Below are 16925 nucleotides of genomic sequence, written 5' to 3'. Positions count from 1 at the left end.
CGATGCGGCAATCCGTTATGCGCCCGATGCGGCTGTGAAATCCGCCCGCTCCAGCAGCCACGACAGTGCAAAGCCAGCGACGAGCCCCCAGAACGCCGCGCCGATGTTGAGCAGCGGCACGTCGGCGACGGTGACGAGGAAGGCGATCAGGGCGCCGAGGGAGAAGTTCGTTCTGAACGCGGTCACGAACGCCGTCTGCAGCACGCGCAGCATGGCGAGGCCCGCCAGCGCGGTGATCAATGATTTCGGCGCGATCAGCAGCAGCGTGGTGAAGGTCGGCGCCAGCAGGCCGAAGCCGAGCGCCAGCACGCCCACGACCATCGCCGCGGTATAGTGACGTTTGCGCTCGCCGCCGGAGACGACGATGGCGTTGGTCGGCCCGGTCAGGCAGGTCGAGACGCCGCCCACCATCGCGGCGAGCGCCGAGCCGATGCCGCAGGCCACGGTGACGAGATTGACCGGGGGCGTGTGGCCGGCCGCGGTCAGCACCGCAAAGCCTTGGCCGTTCTGCACCACCAGCACGGTGACCGCGAGCGGCACGATCAGCTCGATCATCGCCGCCAGCGACCAGGACGGCGTCTGGATCACGGGCCGGATCAGCGCGATCTGCAGCGACGCGCTCTGGTCGTATTTGCCGAACAGGATGGCTGCGAGCGTGCCAATGACGAGCGCGCCGATGATCGGCGGGCAGCGCCGGCCCAGCGCAGGGAGCGCGGTCAACAGCAGCCAGAGCACGACCATCGGCCCGGCGATGGCAAAGTCGGCGAACACGGCGCGGACGAGATCCAGCCCGAAGCGCAGGAATACGCCGGCGACCATGCCCATCACGATCGGCATCGGCACCAGTTGCATCGCGCGCTTGACCCAGCCGCTAAGCCCGAGGATCAGCATCAGCAGCGCCGTGCCGTAGAACGCGCCGACCACCTGCGGGAAGGTCAGATGCGTCAGCGACTGGCCGACCAGCACGGTGCCCGGAATGGTCCAGAACAGCACCAGCGGCTCGCGATAGAGCCACGACAGCAGCAGCGTGATTGCCCCGTTGATGAAGAACACGCCGAAGATCCACGACGCGATCTCGCCTTGCGACAGCCCGCCATTGGCGCCGACCGACAGAATGATGGCGACCGGTCCTGTGATCGCGAACAGCCAGCCGATGAAGCCGTGCGAGGCGTAGAGCGGACCAAAGTCACTGGCGATCTGGCCGAGGCTGGGCGGCGGGCCTGCCGGGCGTTCGATGGCGTTGAGCATGGAGGGCAGGGCTCGGCTGCGTTCTTGTTGTTGTCCTTGGCGTCTCGTGGGATGTTGTGAACCAACGGCATCAGGTGTGCAAGGCGCCCGCCGATCGCCCATGCGGCTGGCTCTACGCGGCGGCAACGGTTTCGATTGACGGGTTGGGACTCATCCGGGCTATCTTTGGCCATGAGCTGGTTCATGAGAAAACGTCTCCGTGCCGTCTTTGGAGACTTTGTGTCTGAAGAGACCTTGGAGGCGCTCGGGCAGCGCGACCTATCCATCCCTCCACTCCAGCGCACGAGAGTGTGCCATGTGCTGCTTCAGGTTCGCGACGATACGGCCGAGACGATCCCGACCTATCGCTCCGATGCCATCGAGCTGATGCTGCGCGAGGGCGCGATCGTCGAGAGCGTTCTGTCCTCGTTCGTGTCGGCTGTCTTCATGTTGGAGACCAAGACGCCTTTGGATCCGATCAAGGCAACGCTGGATCGGCTCGGCCCGAACGTCCGCGCGGTGTATCACCTCGGCGACCATCTGCGTGGGGTGATCGCGTCGACCAGCCGCTTAGACTATGGCACCATCGTTCCGAACATGGGTGTGGCGCTGGAGATGCTGCTGCGCCTGGAGTTCGGTTCTGTCGAGCGGCTCGAGGATGAGGCGGGATCGGCGTAGCTCGAGCTCATCAGCAAATTCTGACAGGCTCAGACTGCCCGCCGGGCAAATCGTCTTGTCCTCGCAAAATCCTGTCCAGCCCTTCGGATAAAAATAAATCGCTTGTCGATTTCGCAAAATCAGCATTATGGTCCCGCTCGTTCCGTTGCGTCGGAGGGGACGTATCGCGGTCGTCATGGACGTCGGCAGCGGAATGCGATGGGCGGGTCGGGTCGCAGCGCGTTTTCGCGCCGACGAACAACTCGGCCCGCACGGTCAAGTCGCGCGGTCCTGATACCCCGATGCTGGTATCCCGCGTCATGCGCTTAAAGCGCATGGCGCGCACGGTGGCCAAAAGCCGGTGCACCGGGGAGAACGCGAAGCAGCCGTTAAAGCCGTCGCGCAGGGAGGGCCGGATCGTCCGGCTGGACCTGTGGTACCTGCCGCCTGCATTTTTTGAGCAGGCGGGCCACGGGCCTCAGTCGAGGTCCGGCCTTCCCTGCGCCCTCTCTCTATCGAGGGTGATGAGCTCGCAAAGCTCGGACGCGAAACGCGCCGCGAGATTGCGGAGGTGTATCCGCAGATGCCGTTCGAAATTATCAGCTGAAATATGCCACGAGCGTCGGCGCGAGGGCGCCTCGCGATCACGGAGTGTGGGGCACGACGCCCACCCTCCCCTGGAGGGGGAGGGTCGCTCGCGCGCGAAGCGGGCGAGCGGGGTTGGGTGAAGCCACGGATACCAGTGCTCGTGGAGAGATCACCCCACCCCGCCTCACGTTTCGCTTCGCTCCCCGTGAGGCGACCCGCCCCCTCCAGGGGAGGGTGGACGACAGCGAGACGCTTGCATGCGAGGAAGCAGGAAGGCGCGAAGAAGACGATGCGGGATGCTATTAGAACCAGCCTCAGTCGAACAGGCTCGACACCGATTCTTCCGCCGCCGTGCGGCCGATCGCCTCGGCGATCAGCGGCGCGATCGCCAGCGTGCGGATGTTGGGCGCGTTGCGGACCGCTTCGGTCGGCATGATGGAGTCGGTGATGACGAGCTCCTTCAGCCGCGACGAGGTGATGCGGGTCGCGGCACCGCCGGAGAGCACGCCATGCGTGATGTAGGCGTAGACGTCCTTGGCGCCGTATTTGAGCAGCGCATCCGCCGCGTTCACCAGGGTGCCGCCGGAATCGACGATGTCGTCGATCAGGATGCAGGTGTGCCCGGAGACGTCGCCGATCACGTTCATGACCTCGGACTCGCCGGGACGCTCGCGGCGCTTGTCGACGATGGCAAGCGGCGTGTTGATGCGCTTGGCCAGGCCTCGGGCGCGCGCCACGCCGCCGACGTCCGGCGAGACGACCATGAGGCTGGAGAGATCGAAGCGATCCTTGATGTCGCGCACCATCAGCGGCGAGGCAAAAAGGTTATCGGTGGGGATGTCGAAGAAACCCTGGATCTGGCCGGCATGCAGATCGAGCGTCATGACGCGGTCGACGCCCGCATGGGTGATCAGATTGGCGACGAGCTTGGCCGAGATCGGCGTGCGCGAGTTCGATTTGCGATCCTGCCGCGCATAGCCGAAATAGGGCACCACGGCGGTGATGCGGCGCGCGGAGGCGCGGCGCAGCGCATCGGTGATGATCAGGAGCTCCATCAGCAGGTCGTTCGCCGGATAGGACGTCGATTGAATGATGAAGACGTCGGAGCCGCGGACGTTCTCCTGGATCTCGACGAAGATCTCCATGTCGGCGAAGCGCCGGACCACAGCTTTCGTCAGCGGCAGCCCAAGTTCAGCGGCGATGCCGGCGGCGAGGGCCGGATTGGAGTTGCCGGCGACGAGTTTGATGGAGCCGTTCTTGGCCGACATCGTGAATTCTCCTCGCGTCTCGCTGGAGACCTTGTTCAGCATATCGGGCTATCCATGGAACCGGCAGTTTTGCACGGGCGAGGTGATATCAAGGACACTGCGCGCATGGCAACCCGCCGCAGGTGTTTTTCCCGGTCAAACAGGTGTTTTTCCCGGTCAAGAACGGCGCAAATTGCGCCTCTTTGCCTAATGGTCGGTGTAGCCGAGGGCCGCGACGCTGGTGCCGTCGGATCTGGGCGATGCGGGCTCGGCCGCGGCGACCGCGGGGCCGCGGGCGGCCGGCGCCGCCGGTGGCGCGCTGTCGGCCGGCGCGGTGCCGTTCAGCATGTTCGAAAGTCCGCTGAAGCCAGCCTGCGCGATTTTCCGAAGCACCATGTCGTCGACATTGTTCCACGGATCGCGGCCGCCGCGTCCGACCGGCTCTTCGCCCGACAGCCGCAGCGCGCGCTGCTGATTGCGATCGTAGACGTCGAACACCCAGGCGATCACGCCCTTGCCGCTGACGACCTGGGCGGAGAGATAGGTGCGGACACGATACGCTGCAGGGGCCTCGCGCGACACGATGGCGAGGCTGCGCAGCTTGGACTCGCTGTCGAGCACGCTGACCATGCGGTCGAAGATCTGCGGCGGCGGACCGTCGATCTGCTCGAAGGCGATCGTGGCGCTATCGGATGCAGGCGCCATCGCATAGGCGTTGGACGGACCACCGCTGCTGGTCGCGCAGCCGCCGAGCGTTGCGGCCGACGTCATCAGCAAAACGGCAACGCAGGCGTGCTGCGCAGCGCGGCTGATCCGTCGAAGTGGTGTCGGCGCTCCCCTCATCGTCGGGAGCGATATCGTTAAAATCGATTAACGTCTAGGTCGCGGCTGCCACAGATCGGGACAGAGTGCACTCAGTTGTACAGAAAGGGTTAAGCAATCCACATGCGGCCACAATGGCGCCCAGCTTCAGCCTTCGAGCATGATGGCGTGGACGTGCCGGCCATAGTCCGGCTCGTTGCGATGGACCGAGCGGCGGTAACTGAAGAAGCGCTCGTCGACATAGGTGTCGAGGCCGAGATCGTCGATCAGCAGCACGCCGGCGTTTTCCAGCCGCATCCGGATGAAGCCGGCGAGGTCGAACATCGCGTGGCCGTCGCGAACCGACGGCAGGAAGAAGCGCGCGTGTTCGGCGTCGTCGTCGAGGAAGCGGGTGACGAACTCGGCGCCGACCTCGTAGCTCGGCTGGCGGATCAGGGGGCCGATCGCGGCAATGATCCGGCCGCGCTCTGCGCCGAGCTTCTCCATCGCCTGCAGCGCGCCTTCGAGCACGCCGGTGAGCGCTCCTTTCCAGCCGGCATGGGCCGCGCCGATGACGCGCTCATGCGGGTCGACGAACAGGATCGGCCCGCAATCGGCCGTGGTAACGCCGATCGCGAGATTCGGCGTCGCGGTCACCAGCGCATCGGCCTTAGGCCTGACGGGGCCGTCCCAGGGCCCGGTCGCAACCACGACGTCGGGCGAATGAATCTGGTGCAGGCTGAGGAACTGGTCGGGCGCGACGCCGAGATGGACGGCCATGCGGCGGCGGTTTTCGCGGACGTTCTCCGGCACGTCATTCGATCCAAGCCCGCCATTGAGCCCGGCATAGATGCCGTCGGAGACGCCGCCCTCGCGGGTGAAGAACGCGTGGCGCAGGCCAGGAATCGCGGACATCACATCCGATGATACCAGCATCATGCGCCTCCCGTGTTCTCGTTGGTGTGCTCGTCGCTGATTCCCGCCAGCACCGGAATGGCCGGATCGGAGATGCCGAGCACCTTGAACAGCGACCCCATTCCGCCGCGGCCGCCGCCGGTCAGGCGCTTCAGCCCGCTCGCGATGTCCTCCGAGACTTCCGGCGAGGCCTTCTGCATGAGGGTCAGCGCGCGGGTTTCGATGCCGAGCCGCTGCAGGAACTCGCCCTGCGTGACCGGGCCGTGAACGCGCGCGCCGACGGCTTCCGCGGCCCGCGCCAGCGCGTCGAAATCGACATGGGCGGTGATGTCGGCAAGCCCCGGTGTCTTGAGGGGATCAGCGAAGCTATGACGGGCGATGGCCTGGAAGGTGTCGCCGACGTCGCTGCGCACATGGCCGTAATCGATGATGACGGCGGCGCCGCGCTGGTCGCGGATGCGCCTGGCGATGGCCATCATCTCGGTGTTCGGCCGCCATTCGAAGATCGCGCCGGCCGGGGCGGCGCGCACCAGAGGCGGCAGCAGCAGCTCGAAGCCGGGCGTCGGATCGGCGGCCGCGCCGTAGACGAAGTTCTCCTCCTCGTCGAGCTCGACCACGCGCTCGTGCCAGCCGGTTTCGCGCTTCACCATCTGGTGAATCGGCAGCACGTCGAAATACTCGTTGGCGAAGATGACGCTGGGGCCCTCCGGCACCTCGTCGAAGCTCTCGTGCCAGGTGACGTTGCGCAGGCCGGTCAGCGTCGCCTTCTGCTTTTCACGCAGCACCGGATTGACCTCGACCATGTGAACCGAGATCGTCTGGTACAGCGGCGGCAGCACGCGCAGCGCCCGCAGCGCATCCGACATCATGGTGCCGCGGCCGGGCCCGAGCTCGATCAGCCGGAACTGCTGCGGCGAGCCGGCCGCCTTCCAGATCGAGGCCGCCCACAGCCCGAGCAGCTCGCCGAACATCTGGCTCACTTCGGGGGCGGTGGTGAAGTCGCCCTCGCGTCCGAGCGGATCGCGCGAGATGTAGTAGCCGTGCTCCGGATGCATCAGGCACAGCTCCATGTAGCGCCAGACCGGCATCGGGCCGGACGCCTTGATCAGCCGCTTGATCTCGGTGTGGAGCGGAGACGTCTCGATCACGGATTGGCCTGCAGCGACGGAGTGGCTTGACGACTCTCGGGCCTGCGCAGCGCCCGTGCCACCAGGATGGCGCCGACGATCAGCATCGGCACCGACAGCAGCATGCCCATGGTCAGGCCGCGCCAAAGGAAGCCGAGTTGCTCGTCCGGCTCGCGGAACAGCTCGCTGACGATGCGCGCCGTGCCATAGAGGCCGATGAAGCTGCCGAGGATCATGCCGGGCCGCCTCAACGCGCCGAGCCGGATCATGATCGCCAGGACGATGAACAGCAGGATGCCTTCGAGGCCGGCTTCGTAGAGTTGGCTCGGATGGCGCGGCAGGTGGGTCGGATCGCGCGGGAAGATCATCGCCCAGGGCAGGCTGGGATCGGCCGTGCGGCCCCACAACTCGCTGTTGATGAAATTGGCGATGCGGCCAAGCAGCAGCCCGATCGGAGCGACGGCGGTGGTGAGGTCGCCGAGCGACAGGATCGGCAGGCCGTTGCGGCGGCTGAACCAGATCACGGCGATGACGCAGCCCATGAAGCCGCCATGGAACGACATGCCGCCCTTCCACAGCTGGAAGATCTCGAGCGGATGGTCGATGAAGAACGGCAGATTGTAGAACAGCACGTAGCCGGTGCGGCCGCCGAGAATGATGCCGATCGTGACCCAGAGAATGAAATCGTCGAGCTGTGGCAGCGAGATCGGCGCCGGGCCTCCCCACAGCCGGTCCTTCTTCAGCAGCGAGCGAGCGTAGAGCCAGCCGAGCACGATGCCGCAGATATAGGCCAGCGCGTACCAGCGGATCGCGAACGGGCCGATGGCGATCGCAACCGGATCGAACACGGGGAAGTCGATGAGGAGAGGCGTCATTCACTGGCTTTCGTGGACACGGCGTCCCGCTTCTGGAAGCCCCCGGGCGCTGCGGGCTTCGAACGGGCCCCGCCACATGAACAGGCGCGGCGCGATGTGATCTCAGGGCTGCTCATACCAGCGCCGCGGGCCGGCGCAACAAGTACGATGACAAGGAAACCAAGGCATGACAAGACGGGCCCATCTTGCGGGCGGCGACAGGGATCGCCATTCTGTCTTCCACAATCGTGCTCGTCGCGGGACGCGGAGTTTCTCACATGACCCAGACCAACAACCGGTTTTTCGACGAACTCGGCCGCCTGATGAACGATGCCGCCGGTGCCGCCCAGGGCATGAAGCGGGAGGTCGATTCCGTCATCCGCAACCAGGCGGAAAAGATCCTGAACGACCTGGACATCGTGAAGCGCGAGGAGTTCGAGGCGGTCAAGGACATGGCCCGGCTCGCCCGCGAGGAGAACGAGGCGCTGAAGGCCCGAATCGCGGCGCTGGAAGCCAAGCTGGGCGGCGCGGCCGGCACGCCGCCGGGTGCCGGCAGCGCGGACGGCTGACGCCGCGGCCGGGTCGCCCTGGGACGGGAGGGCAGGCGGCCCCTTCATTTCCTTGTCATTTCCCAGGTTTGCCGCTAGAACGCCGCCACGTCCGCGGCCCCCGCACCCCTGGAGGCTTGCCGAAGGACGTCCAGCAACGGGCCGCATTGCGGCCTTTAACTTTTTAAAACAAGGACTTAACACGATGGCGACCGTCAGAGAACTGAAGGCGACCGCCCGTCCGTCAGTCGGCAAGGGGGCCGCACGGGCAGAGCGTCGCGCCGGGAGAGTGCCCGGAGTGATTTATGGAGACAACCAGCCCCCGCTGCCGATCTCGGTGGAAGACCGCGAGCTGCGCCAGCGCATCCTTGCGGGCCGGTTTCTGACCACGATCTTCGACGTCACCCTCGACGGCAAGAAGCACCGGGTGATCCCGCGTGACTTCCATCTCGATCCGGTCAAGGACTTCCCGATCCACGTCGACTTCATGCGGCTCGGCCAGGGCGCGACCATCCGCGTCAGCGTGCCCTTGCATGTGGTGGGTTCGGAAGCCGCGCCGGGCGTCAAGCGCGGCGGCACGGTCAACATCGTGACCCACACGCTCGACCTCGAGTGCCTGGCGGAGAACATCCCGCAGTTTATCGAGGCCGATGTCAGCGCGCTCGAGATCAACCACTCGCTGCACATCTCCGACGTCAAGCTGCCGACCGGCGTGAAGACGCTGTCGCGCGACGACGCCACCCTCGTCACCATCGTGCCGCCGTCCGGCTATGGTGAGGAGCAGAAGGCTGCTGCTGGCGCCGCCGCGGCACCCGCTGCCGCTGCTCCGGCTGCCGCCGCCAAGGCACCCGCTGCCGCGGCCAAGGCGCCGGCTGGCGGCGACAAGAAGAAGTAAGCCGTTCCGCTTGCGGGAAGCACGGGCGGGTCCCGTGCTTCCCGAAGCGACGGCGGGTGCGGATGCCGCGTCATGCTGCTGTTTGTCGGCCTCGGCAATCCCGGCGCGAAATATGCGCGCAACCGGCACAATATCGGCTTCATGGCCGTTGACGAGATCGCGCGGCGTCACCGCTTTTCGCCGTGGCGACGCAGGTTTCAGGGCGAGACCTCGGAAGGCACGCTGGACTCCGAGCGCGTCATCCTGTTGAAGCCCTCGACCTATATGAACGAATCCGGCCGCGCCGTGCAGGAGGCGACCAGCTTCTTCAAGCTCGGCGTCGGCGACGTCACGGTGTTTCAGGACGAGCTGGAATTGCCGCCGGGCAAGCTGCGCGTGAAGGTCGGCGGCGGCATTGCCGGCCATAACGGGCTGCGCTCGATCTCGGCGCATCTCGGCAACGACTATCGCCGCGTCCGGCTCGGCATCGGCCATCCCGGCGTCAAGGAATTGGTGCACGGCCACGTACTGTCGGACTTCGCCAAATCCGACATGCCCTGGGTCGAGGCGCTGTGCGAGGCGGTGGCCGACAATGCAGGTTTGTTGACGGGCCGGCGCGACTCCACCTTCGCCAACAAGGTGCATCTGGCGCTGCAGGCCAAAGGTTTTCTGGACAAGGGCGACGCTGGCGCCGTGTGAGGCGCCTCAGGCCGTCGTTTAAAAGGATGCGGGACGGGTCATGGGATTCAAATGCGGAATCGTCGGGTTGCCCAATGTCGGCAAGTCGACGCTGTTCAATGCGCTGACGGAGACGGCGGCGGCGCAGGCCGCGAACTATCCGTTCTGCACCATCGAGCCGAATGTCGGCGAGGTCGCCGTGCCCGATCCGCGGCTGGAGAAGCTCGCGGCCATCGCCAAGTCGGGACAGATCATCCCGACGCGGCTGACCTTCGTCGATATCGCCGGCCTGGTGCGCGGCGCCTCCAAGGGTGAAGGCCTCGGCAACCAGTTTCTCGCCAACATCCGCGAGGTCGACGCGATCGCGCATGTCGTGCGCTGCTTCGAGGATTCCGACATCACCCATGTCGAGGGCAAGATCGCGCCGCTCGCCGATATCGAGACCATCGAGACCGAGCTGATGCTGGCCGATCTCGACAGCCTCGAGAAGCGGGTCGACAACCTGTCCAAGAAGGCCAAGGGCGGCGACAAGGATGCCAAGGAGCAGTACGAGCTCGTCACCCGTGCTCTGGTGCTGCTGCGCGACGGCAAACCGGCGCGGCTGTTGGAGCGCAAGCCTGAGGAGGAGCGCGCCTTCGGCATGCTCGGCCTGCTGACATCCAAGCCCGTGCTCTATGTCTGCAATGTCGAGGAAAGCTCTGCCAAGGACGGCAATAGTTTCTCCCAGGCGGTGTTCGCGCGGGCCAAGGAGGAGGGCGCGGTCGCCGTCGTGATCTCAGCCAAGATCGAGTCTGAGATCGCGACGCTGTCGCGCGAGGAGCGCGTCGACTTCCTGGAGACCTTGGGGCTCGAAGAGGCTGGCCTCGATCGGCTCATCCGCGCCGGCTATCAGCTGCTCGACCTGATCACCTATTTTACCGTAGGTCCGAAAGAGGCGCGGGCCTGGACCATTCACCGCGGCACCAAGGCGCCGGCGGCTGCCGGCGTCATCCACACCGATTTCGAGAAGGGCTTCATCCGCGCCGAGACTATCGCCTTTGCCGACTACGTCGCGCTTGGCGGAGAGGCGGGCGCGCGCGAGGGCGGCAAGCTGCGGCTCGAAGGCAAGGAGTATGTCGTCGCCGACGGCGACGTGATGCACTTCCGCTTCAACAACTGAGAGCCTGTGGGGCGGCTACATCCGCCCCTGCTCGCGGATCGCGCCGAGGTGCTCGTTGATACGGAAGACGATCAGCACGAACTCGGCGATGATGCGCGAGAACACCATGCCGACGATGATTCCGGCGAGCGAGGACAACAGCATCAGGAAACCGCCGAATGGGCTGATCGCCATTTCGGAGAGGCCCGTGAAAATGCCGCGAATTCCCGACAGGATGATCAGCGCAATCACGAGCCAATAGAACGTCTTGATGATGGTGGGCGTGATGAAGCGGTCCCACTGGAACAAATCGCGAAATTCCAACATCCTGATCCCCCGGCCACGTCCGAATCGAAGTCGAATCCGTCTTTAAGTCCTGCTCGACTCTCGCGCCAGACGACATGCGCGGCGGCCGAGTTGGTCCCAGTGTGTGGCGCCTTCTGGCACTCTCGTGCGACTGGACCGGGCGTCAGCCATGCGAGCGGCCCGGTTGTGATTGCTGCAAAGTGCGGCCACAATCGGGCTTCTTTCAGCCATTCCCAGCCTCATGACCCTCACCTTCGAAGATTTTCCGCAAGGCCCGTTCGGCAGCTTTGGCCCGCGACACGTCACCCGCGACGAGATCATCGCCTTCGCCTCTGAGTTTGATCCGCAGCCGATGCATTTGGACGAAGAAGCCGCCTCGCAGTCGATGCTCAGGGGCCTGTCCGGCTCGGGCTGGCACCTCTGCTCGCTGATGATGCGCATGATGTTCGACGGCTTCATCGGCCGCACCGCCTCGCTCGGTTCACCGGGCGTCAACGAGGTCCGGTGGCTCTCGCCCCTGCGTCCTGACGATGAGCTGATGCTCGATGTGGAGGTTCTGGAAGCGCGGGTGTCGCGGAGCCGTCCGTCGACCGGGATCGTCACCTTCAAATGCAGCGTGCGCAACAAGGCAGGCATGAGGCTTTGCGAGATGGTCTCGCCGATCATCGTCGAGCGCCGTGAGAGCCGCGGGCAGGTGGGCTGATGCGCTTTTTCGAAGATCTTCAGGTCGGCCAGCGCCGAGAGCTCGGCTCCTACACGTTCACAGCCGAAGAGATTAAGCGCTTTGCCGTTCAATTCGATCCGCAACGCTTTCACCTCGACGAGGAAGAGGGCCGCCGATCGCTGTTCGGCGGGCTCGCGGCATCGGGATGGCACATCGGCTCCATCTGCATGAAGCTGATCGTCGCGGATAATCAGCGCCTCTTGGAGATCGCGCGCTCGCGCGGCGAGCCGATCGTCCTCGGAGGTCCTTCTCCCGGTTTTCGGGATCTGCGCTGGTACAAGCCGGTGCTTGCGGGTGATACGATCAGCTTTTCCAGTGAGATTGATTCGCTTCGCGCGTCGGCGTCGCGCCCGGAGTGGGGCATCCTGCAGGCGCGCAATACCGGCATCAATCAGCACGGCGATCTGGTGTTCTCGGTGCTGGCATCGGCCTTTGTCCCTCGACGGAACGAGGGTTGAGGCGAAAAGGTCACGCTTCGTAGGATTGTCGGCGCGGAACGAACTTCGCGCTAACGCATTCTGAACTCCGACTCTATAAGACAGCCAATCAGGGATCAGGATGTGGGGGATGAGTATGGCAGATCGCGGTGGTCTGAAACTCCTCGGCTTTATCTTTGCCAGCGTGACGCTCGCGGTGATGCTCGCGACGGGAATGGTCGTGAAGGGCTATGCCGACGGCTCGTATTCGCTGGAGACGTCAGCGACGATCAACGAGTGACGGATTAACTACTCGTTAACCAGAACGGACCACGCAGTTCTGTTGTTTGTAGAGGCGGTCTAGCGGCTCCAGATGAGCGCCATGACCGCCATCGCCACCACCAGCAAACCGACGAAGCGGACCATGATGGTCCCGATCCGCTGAGGCTCGGGCCGCAGAGGAATCGGATCGGTGTTTTCCGGCCGGATCGTTTCCATGTAAGTGACACCCTTTTGACGCAACCTGCCCGCCACGAGATGGGCGGGAGTTGGTCGCGGGAGGGCCGGGTCACGTTCAAGGGCGAGGCGCTGCAAAGACGAAAACCGCCGCGCGATGCCTCGCACCCTCGCACGGCGGTCCTCTTCAAGGTCCGGAAAGAACGCTCAGCTGCTGCGCAGGCCGTCGGCGGCGCGCTTCCACTGCGTCACGTTCTCGGCGATCGCCCGGGTCGACTTCATCGCCGCCTGGCTGAGCTGCGCATAGCTCGCGATCTCGCGCTGCACCCGCTGGCCCTCGGCGTGCAGCAGCTCGCGCAGGCTCTCGAGCTCCCCGATCAGGTTCTCGATCTCCGACAGGGAGGTGCCGGCGACGCGCTGGATCAGCGTGGTGACGCTGTTCACCGCCGCATCGGCATCGATCGAAGCCTCGGCCGTGGCGGCCGCATTGGGACGGCGCAGATAGGCGATATCATTACGGACGAAATCACGAATGCCGGCCTCGACTTCGGAGACCGCCGCCAGATCCGTATCCAGCTCGGCTTCAGTTCCATCGATCTTGTCCGGACGAATGACATTCATCGGCTATTTCCTCATTTCGCGTTCAAGCGAGCGCGGTGTCCCCGCACGACGAACTTCTCAAAGCCTATCAGTGCGGCCAAATTGGGCCGCACCGCGGCGAAGCTGCGGCGATGGTTCGACCATTCGTGGCGGGCTGCCGCAATGGTGAACGTCACCAGCTCCGCTTGAAGCCGGCTGAAATGCTCTTGCTGGTGCCGCCCTGCGCGGTCTCGCTGACCGAGCCGGATACGCTCAGGCCATCCGACAGCTTCTGCTCAGCACCGAGCTTGCGCAGCCATTTGTCGTCGCTGGACGACAAGGTCTGGCCGGCGGTGACGCTGGTGCCGGTGTCGCCGATCGAGAGCCTGGCGGATTGCTCGGTGTCGAAGCTGCGGCTGGTCTTCGGCGCCGCGCCGGGAATCGGCACCATGCCCTGCTGGGTGACGTTGTAGCCGTTCTGCAGGGTCAGATTGTAGTGATCGATCGGCACCGCCTTGGTGATGGTGGTACCCAGCCGGCTCTGGTCCGAGCCAGGGTTGACGCGGGCCTCGATGGCGGTCTTGTCCCAGATCGAGCCGGCGCCCGGGGCGGTGACGGCCGCCCAGGCCGAGCCGCCGGATTGCGGAGCATTGCCGCCGTTCTCGGCCTTCTCCGCCAGCAATTCCGACATCGTGGTCGGCTGCCGCGCGACCGTCATGTCGGCGCCGACGCGGGCGTCCCAGAACGGCGACACCGACTGCTTGACCGACACGCCCGAGGCGAGGCTGCCCTTGTTCTGGTTCGACCAGTCGAGCGCGGCGGCTTTCTCTGCGGCGGCCTTGCGCCGCGCCGCGGCGGCGGCTTCGGGACGGTCGAGGAAGGTGGTGTCGTCGATTGCGAGCTGGCTCCAGTCGAGCTTTTCGACGTCGATGTCCTTCATCGGGTCGGCCGCTGCGGCCTGGTCCTCGGACTTGTCATCGTCCTCCGGCGCCGGCGCGATCTGCTGCCAGGGCACGATCTGCAGCGGTTGCGGCGCCTGCATCAGCGTCTGGGCCTGCGCGGCGGACGCAAGAAGGCCGAAGCCGGCCGTAAAAACCGCCAGCGCGCAACCATACGATGTCATGAGAGCAACCCCCGCCGCCCGAACCTGTGTGCCGGAATATGGTGGAATCTTGGCGCAAAATTATGGCTGCGCCAGTCACGATCTGTTGGGTTGTCGGTGAGTGCGACCACAATCCAACGCGCGGGGCGGCGGGCTCAGGCGAAGCTGCCGATGCGCGGCAGGTCGATGGAGCGGCCGAGCGTCTGCTCGACCAGATCGAACGTATCGATCAGGATCCGCAGCCGGGCGAGCTTTCCGGCGCGGAATTGCATGAATTGCGCGAGCCGCGCGGTGATCGGCTTGTCGGAATCCTGCGCCGTCATCGCGCAGCGGACCATCGTCGCCGCGCTGGTCTCGTCCAGCATCAAGGTCTCGCGCTCCAGCCGCCGGATGCTCACATTGTCCGCGATCTGCCTGACGGCGTCGAGCACCGCCGCGCGGCCGTGCCGCGCGCCGAGGAAGGGAAACATGTCGATCGGGCCGTAGATGGCCCAGTCGATGTCGTCGTCGAGAAGCTCGGCGAAATCGTCGAAACGGCGGTCGTTGATCGCGCCATGCAATGCGCGCGACAGACGCCAGAGGCTGTGCTCCGTCATCGGCTCGGGATCCTGAACTGGCTTGCGAGGGGGCGCGCCGGCCCGAAGGCGACGCCGCAATGGACGTCACGCCGGGGCGCCGAATCTATCTCTCTTACGCCTCACATAAATCAACCACCTGCGCGCGCAACGGTTGTTTTTGCATCGCACAAATGCATGCCAGTGCCGGCAGCGGGGCGCCAGGACCCCCGTCAACGCCCTTCGTGCTGCATCCGCTGCTGCGCGATCGCGACCTCGTGGTCGCGGAAGGCGGCCATGCCGAACAGGGTGGCGCCGGCGAGACCGCCGATCAGGGCGCCGAGGGGCATGAAGGTGAAGAACACCAGCATGCCCGCATAGCCTTCGAATTCGCTGGTGTTGAACAGCTCGATCCAGGCCAGTCCAAGCCCTACTCCGATCGTCGCGCCGCCGACGACGCCCATCACCAGTCCGGCCATCGCCAGGAATGCTATTCTCATGTCACCGATGCCCCGTATACCACCGCTGATGGGGTGCGGAGCCCGGGCCACAGGTTCAAGGCAACGGCGCCGCCGGTGGTGACGTTTCCGTGATCGGCCGGTCAGGGCTGGCCTCCCCAACCGCCGTGCCGGGCCTCAGGGCCGGGCGGCGCCCGCGATCAGCAGCCGGCTGAGATCGCATTCGAGCACCTGCTGCACCAGGTCGTAGGTGTCCATGATCTCGCGGATGCGGGCGACGCGGCCGTCGCGCAGCGTGTAGAAGGCCGCGAGGTCGTATTGCACGATGCGGTCGTTGTCGCGCTTGCGCAGGAAGATGCGCAGATCCACGGCGACCTGGTCGCCTTCGCAGATCATGGTCTTGATCTCGTGCCGGACCTCGGCATAGCGGCTGCGTGCCGTCTCCCACATCTGCCGCACCTCGGCCTTGCCCCGGCGGCCACCGAGATGGGGGAAGATGTCGATCGGCGCCGAGGCGAAGTGCTCGAGATCGTCGGTGCAATGCGCCAGCACGCTGTCGAAATCGCCGGCGGCATGGGCCTCGAGCAGCTTGCGCACGCGCTGCTTGTTGATGTGCTCGATCATCCTGTCTCCACTGACGGGAACGCCCGCGTCGGCGATGGCGTTCTGGAGATGCCGGCCCGCGGCCGTCAACCACTTGCGTCACCGTCTGCCGGCGCAATGCGCCGGTACGGTGAACGGAAGCTTGGCGCGGGATCGCGTCATGATCATGTCTCGGGCCATCTCTCACCCCATGGGTCATCCCCGCGCGCGAAAGGTTCGCGCAAGGCGTCATGTCGGTTGCGAGGCGGGAACGGCTCCGCCGCGTCGCCGTTACCCCGCACCATTCTTGCGGAGCTCGATCACGAAGATGTCGATCACCAAGACCATGCTTGCCGCCTCCGTCGCAGCGCTGGCGCTGCTGTCGACGCAGGCCGCCGAAGCCAAGGGGTGCATCAAGGGCGCCATCGTCGGCGGCGTGGCCGGCCACTATGCCGGTCATCACGGCGTGCTCGGCGCCGCCGCCGGCTGCCTCTATGGCCGTCACCGTGCCAAGGAGCAGGAGCGTCAGCAGCAGCAGCAGGGCCAGGTGAACGGGCAGGGCCGGACGTAGTTGATCCGTGCGTCCATCGTGCTTGGCGTGCCTTCACCTCAAGCTGGCGGCGATGGCCCGGCGTGACCGGGCGTTCGGTCCGTGCCGGAGGTGCCGGCTACAAGGGAGCGACTCTTGTTCGCGTCGTGGCTTTTTCCGTTACGCCAGCGAGGATGATGCGCATCGGCCTCAACAAACCCTGTTGTCGTCCCGGCGAACGCCGGGACCCATACCCCCAAGGGAGCGGTTTGAGGCACGCTTGCTATTGGCTTCTTGTCCCTCACGACCGCCGCTGCGTATGGACCCCAGGTCGCCGCGCCGCGCCGTCGCGTCGCAGCTTGCCCGCGACGGCAGTGGAGAGAACAACGGATTTACGATTCAAACAGCTAAGGATTGCTCCGGGACATGACGGCGCAGTCTCGCGGCATGTGATGCCCGAGTGATACGATCCGCGTGGCCCTCGTGAGTGCAGAGGGCGCAGGGAATGCCGGGTGAAGGCCTCACCCATGGCCCGCCTGCGAAAAAAATGCAGGCGGCAGGTACC

Annotated in this window: 22 protein-coding genes; 9 read left to right on the top strand and 13 right to left on the bottom strand. The window is 65.4% G+C overall.

All coding sequences use genetic code 11. The annotated features are described in order from the left end of the window. Positions 1–15: 15 nt before the first annotated feature. Positions 16–1248: a benzoate/H(+) symporter BenE family transporter gene (locus QX124_RS08875; protein ID WP_315796932.1), complete on the bottom strand. Its 1233-nt coding sequence runs from the start codon at positions 1246–1248 to the stop codon at positions 16–18. Between the two features lie 183 nt (positions 1249–1431). Between QX124_RS08875 and QX124_RS08870 the strand changes: the two genes are divergently transcribed. Next, the gene (locus QX124_RS08870) at positions 1432–1905 is read left to right on the top strand and encodes a hypothetical protein (protein WP_315778018.1); all 474 of its coding nucleotides are present in this window, start codon (positions 1432–1434) and stop codon (positions 1903–1905) included. A gap of 881 nt (positions 1906–2786) precedes the next feature. Here the strand turns inward: QX124_RS08870 and QX124_RS08865 are convergent. From QX124_RS08865 to lgt, 5 genes are all read right to left on the bottom strand, one after another. After that, on the bottom strand, positions 2787–3740 hold the full coding sequence (locus QX124_RS08865; RefSeq protein WP_315735662.1) for a ribose-phosphate pyrophosphokinase: 954 nt from the start codon (positions 3738–3740) through the stop codon (positions 2787–2789). A 186-nt stretch (positions 3741–3926) separates the two neighbouring features. After that, positions 3927–4490 (bottom strand): hypothetical protein, encoded by a 564-nt coding sequence (locus QX124_RS08860; RefSeq protein ID WP_315733982.1) that lies wholly within the window; start codon positions 4488–4490, stop codon positions 3927–3929. Positions 4491–4688: 198 nt separating this feature from the next. Further along, the gene (gene pgeF, locus QX124_RS08855) at positions 4689–5435 is read right to left on the bottom strand and encodes a peptidoglycan editing factor PgeF (RefSeq protein WP_409997684.1); all 747 of its coding nucleotides are present in this window, start codon (positions 5433–5435) and stop codon (positions 4689–4691) included. A 20-nt stretch (positions 5436–5455) separates the two neighbouring features. Then, positions 5456–6583 carry a class I SAM-dependent methyltransferase gene (locus QX124_RS08850; protein WP_315796930.1) on the bottom strand — a complete coding sequence of 376 codons (1128 nt, stop codon included), beginning with the start codon at positions 6581–6583 and terminating at the stop codon, positions 5456–5458. Continuing rightward, positions 6580–7437 (bottom strand): prolipoprotein diacylglyceryl transferase, encoded by an 858-nt coding sequence (lgt, locus tag QX124_RS08845; protein WP_315778023.1) that lies wholly within the window; start codon positions 7435–7437, stop codon positions 6580–6582. The genes QX124_RS08850 and lgt overlap by 4 nt, the downstream gene beginning before the upstream one ends. Before the next feature lie 257 nt (positions 7438–7694). Here lgt and QX124_RS08840 point away from each other — a divergent pair, with 257 nt between their 5' ends. From QX124_RS08840 to ychF, 4 genes are all read left to right on the top strand, one after another. Beyond that, complete coding sequence (locus QX124_RS08840) at positions 7695–7985, top strand: accessory factor UbiK family protein (protein WP_315714079.1); 291 nt, start codon at positions 7695–7697, stop codon at positions 7983–7985. A 184-nt stretch (positions 7986–8169) separates the two neighbouring features. Then, positions 8170–8859, top strand: coding sequence for a 50S ribosomal protein L25/general stress protein Ctc (locus QX124_RS08835; RefSeq protein WP_315733977.1), 690 nt, complete (start codon positions 8170–8172; stop codon positions 8857–8859). A gap of 72 nt (positions 8860–8931) precedes the next feature. Next, on the top strand, positions 8932–9537 hold the full coding sequence (gene pth / locus QX124_RS08830) for an aminoacyl-tRNA hydrolase (protein ID WP_315733976.1): 606 nt from the start codon (positions 8932–8934) through the stop codon (positions 9535–9537). 40 nt (positions 9538–9577) lie between these two features. Next, the gene (gene ychF, locus QX124_RS08825; protein WP_315778028.1) at positions 9578–10675 is read left to right on the top strand and encodes a redox-regulated ATPase YchF; all 1098 of its coding nucleotides are present in this window, start codon (positions 9578–9580) and stop codon (positions 10673–10675) included. 15 nt (positions 10676–10690) lie between these two features. Here ychF and QX124_RS08820 read toward each other — a convergent pair whose 3' ends face one another. Then, positions 10691–10981, bottom strand: a complete 291-nt coding sequence (locus tag QX124_RS08820) for a DUF4282 domain-containing protein (protein WP_315714083.1) — start codon at positions 10979–10981, stop codon at positions 10691–10693. Positions 10982–11201: 220 nt separating this feature from the next. On the opposite strand from QX124_RS08820, the gene QX124_RS08815 reads away from it, so the two are divergent. The 3 genes from QX124_RS08815 to QX124_RS08805 all read left to right on the top strand — a co-directional run bounded on the left by QX124_RS08815 (position 11202) and on the right by QX124_RS08805 (position 12401). Then, positions 11202–11663 carry a MaoC family dehydratase gene (locus tag QX124_RS08815; RefSeq protein WP_315757358.1) on the top strand — a complete coding sequence of 154 codons (462 nt, stop codon included), beginning with the start codon at positions 11202–11204 and terminating at the stop codon, positions 11661–11663. Further along, on the top strand, positions 11663–12142 hold the full coding sequence (locus QX124_RS08810; RefSeq protein ID WP_315796929.1) for a MaoC family dehydratase: 480 nt from the start codon (positions 11663–11665) through the stop codon (positions 12140–12142). Before QX124_RS08815 ends, QX124_RS08810 begins: the two co-directional genes overlap by 1 nt. 109 nt (positions 12143–12251) lie before the next feature. Then, entirely contained in the window at positions 12252–12401 is a 150-nt protein-coding gene (locus QX124_RS08805; RefSeq protein ID WP_315714401.1) for a hypothetical protein, read from the top strand. Positions 12402–12460: 59 nt separating this feature from the next. Here QX124_RS08805 and QX124_RS08800 read toward each other — a convergent pair whose 3' ends face one another. The 6 genes from QX124_RS08800 to QX124_RS08775 form a co-directional block, all read right to left on the bottom strand. After that, on the bottom strand, positions 12461–12598 hold the full coding sequence (locus tag QX124_RS08800; RefSeq protein ID WP_315796928.1) for a hypothetical protein: 138 nt from the start codon (positions 12596–12598) through the stop codon (positions 12461–12463). Between the two features lie 165 nt (positions 12599–12763). Further along, positions 12764–13177, bottom strand: coding sequence for a hypothetical protein (locus QX124_RS08795; protein ID WP_315714086.1), 414 nt, complete (start codon positions 13175–13177; stop codon positions 12764–12766). Positions 13178–13328: 151 nt separating this feature from the next. Next, positions 13329–14258 carry a hypothetical protein gene (locus QX124_RS08790; protein WP_315796927.1) on the bottom strand — a complete coding sequence of 310 codons (930 nt, stop codon included), beginning with the start codon at positions 14256–14258 and terminating at the stop codon, positions 13329–13331. A 134-nt stretch (positions 14259–14392) separates the two neighbouring features. After that, entirely contained in the window at positions 14393–14833 is a 441-nt protein-coding gene (locus tag QX124_RS08785; RefSeq protein WP_315733968.1) for a nuclear transport factor 2 family protein, read from the bottom strand. 191 nt (positions 14834–15024) lie between these two features. Continuing rightward, positions 15025–15291 carry a hypothetical protein gene (locus tag QX124_RS08780; RefSeq protein WP_315714089.1) on the bottom strand — a complete coding sequence of 89 codons (267 nt, stop codon included), beginning with the start codon at positions 15289–15291 and terminating at the stop codon, positions 15025–15027. Positions 15292–15426: 135 nt separating this feature from the next. Further along, a complete protein-coding gene (locus QX124_RS08775) occupies positions 15427–15873 on the bottom strand; it encodes a nuclear transport factor 2 family protein (protein WP_315733967.1) in 447 nt (148 codons plus the stop codon). Positions 15874–16177: 304 nt separating this feature from the next. Here QX124_RS08775 and QX124_RS08770 point away from each other — a divergent pair, with 304 nt between their 5' ends. Further along, positions 16178–16402, top strand: a complete 225-nt coding sequence (locus QX124_RS08770) for a hypothetical protein (RefSeq protein ID WP_315735660.1) — start codon at positions 16178–16180, stop codon at positions 16400–16402. Positions 16403–16925: the final 523 nt, after the last annotated feature.

It is taken from the genome of Bradyrhizobium sp. SZCCHNRI3043 (assembly GCF_032377735.1).
Lineage (GTDB): Bacteria > Pseudomonadota > Alphaproteobacteria > Rhizobiales > Xanthobacteraceae > Bradyrhizobium.
The sequence above is the reverse complement of the archived record's forward strand: the minus strand, read 5'-3'. Positions and strand labels throughout refer to the sequence as shown.

Excerpts from the sequence above, each read along its gene's own strand:
- QX124_RS08875 (WP_315796932.1), bottom strand. The coding sequence starts at position 1,248 with ATGCTCAACGCCATCGAACGCCCGGCAGGCCCGCCGCCCAGCCTCGGC.
- QX124_RS08870 (WP_315778018.1), top strand. The coding sequence starts at position 1,432 with ATGAGAAAACGTCTCCGTGCCGTCTTTGGAGACTTTGTGTCTGAAGAG.
- QX124_RS08865 (WP_315735662.1), bottom strand. The coding sequence starts at position 3,740 with ATGTCGGCCAAGAACGGCTCCATCAAACTCGTCGCCGGCAACTCCAAT.
- QX124_RS08860 (WP_315733982.1), bottom strand. The coding sequence starts at position 4,490 with ATGACGTCGGCCGCAACGCTCGGCGGCTGCGCGACCAGCAGCGGTGGT.
- pgeF (WP_409997684.1), bottom strand. The coding sequence starts at position 5,435 with ATGTCCGCGATTCCTGGCCTGCGCCACGCGTTCTTCACCCGCGAGGGC.
- lgt (WP_315778023.1), bottom strand. The coding sequence starts at position 7,437 with ATGACGCCTCTCCTCATCGACTTCCCCGTGTTCGATCCGGTTGCGATC.
- QX124_RS08840 (WP_315714079.1), top strand. The coding sequence starts at position 7,695 with ATGACCCAGACCAACAACCGGTTTTTCGACGAACTCGGCCGCCTGATG.
- QX124_RS08835 (WP_315733977.1), top strand. The coding sequence starts at position 8,170 with ATGGCGACCGTCAGAGAACTGAAGGCGACCGCCCGTCCGTCAGTCGGC.
- pth (WP_315733976.1), top strand. The coding sequence starts at position 8,932 with ATGCTGCTGTTTGTCGGCCTCGGCAATCCCGGCGCGAAATATGCGCGC.
- ychF (WP_315778028.1), top strand. The coding sequence starts at position 9,578 with ATGGGATTCAAATGCGGAATCGTCGGGTTGCCCAATGTCGGCAAGTCG.
- QX124_RS08820 (WP_315714083.1), bottom strand. The coding sequence starts at position 10,981 with ATGTTGGAATTTCGCGATTTGTTCCAGTGGGACCGCTTCATCACGCCC.
- QX124_RS08815 (WP_315757358.1), top strand. The coding sequence starts at position 11,202 with ATGACCCTCACCTTCGAAGATTTTCCGCAAGGCCCGTTCGGCAGCTTT.
- QX124_RS08810 (WP_315796929.1), top strand. The coding sequence starts at position 11,663 with ATGCGCTTTTTCGAAGATCTTCAGGTCGGCCAGCGCCGAGAGCTCGGC.
- QX124_RS08805 (WP_315714401.1), top strand. The coding sequence starts at position 12,252 with ATGAGTATGGCAGATCGCGGTGGTCTGAAACTCCTCGGCTTTATCTTT.
- QX124_RS08800 (WP_315796928.1), bottom strand. The coding sequence starts at position 12,598 with ATGGAAACGATCCGGCCGGAAAACACCGATCCGATTCCTCTGCGGCCC.
- QX124_RS08795 (WP_315714086.1), bottom strand. The coding sequence starts at position 13,177 with ATGAATGTCATTCGTCCGGACAAGATCGATGGAACTGAAGCCGAGCTG.
- QX124_RS08790 (WP_315796927.1), bottom strand. The coding sequence starts at position 14,258 with ATGACATCGTATGGTTGCGCGCTGGCGGTTTTTACGGCCGGCTTCGGC.
- QX124_RS08785 (WP_315733968.1), bottom strand. The coding sequence starts at position 14,833 with ATGACGGAGCACAGCCTCTGGCGTCTGTCGCGCGCATTGCATGGCGCG.
- QX124_RS08780 (WP_315714089.1), bottom strand. The coding sequence starts at position 15,291 with ATGAGAATAGCATTCCTGGCGATGGCCGGACTGGTGATGGGCGTCGTC.
- QX124_RS08775 (WP_315733967.1), bottom strand. The coding sequence starts at position 15,873 with ATGATCGAGCACATCAACAAGCAGCGCGTGCGCAAGCTGCTCGAGGCC.
- QX124_RS08770 (WP_315735660.1), top strand. The coding sequence starts at position 16,178 with ATGCTTGCCGCCTCCGTCGCAGCGCTGGCGCTGCTGTCGACGCAGGCC.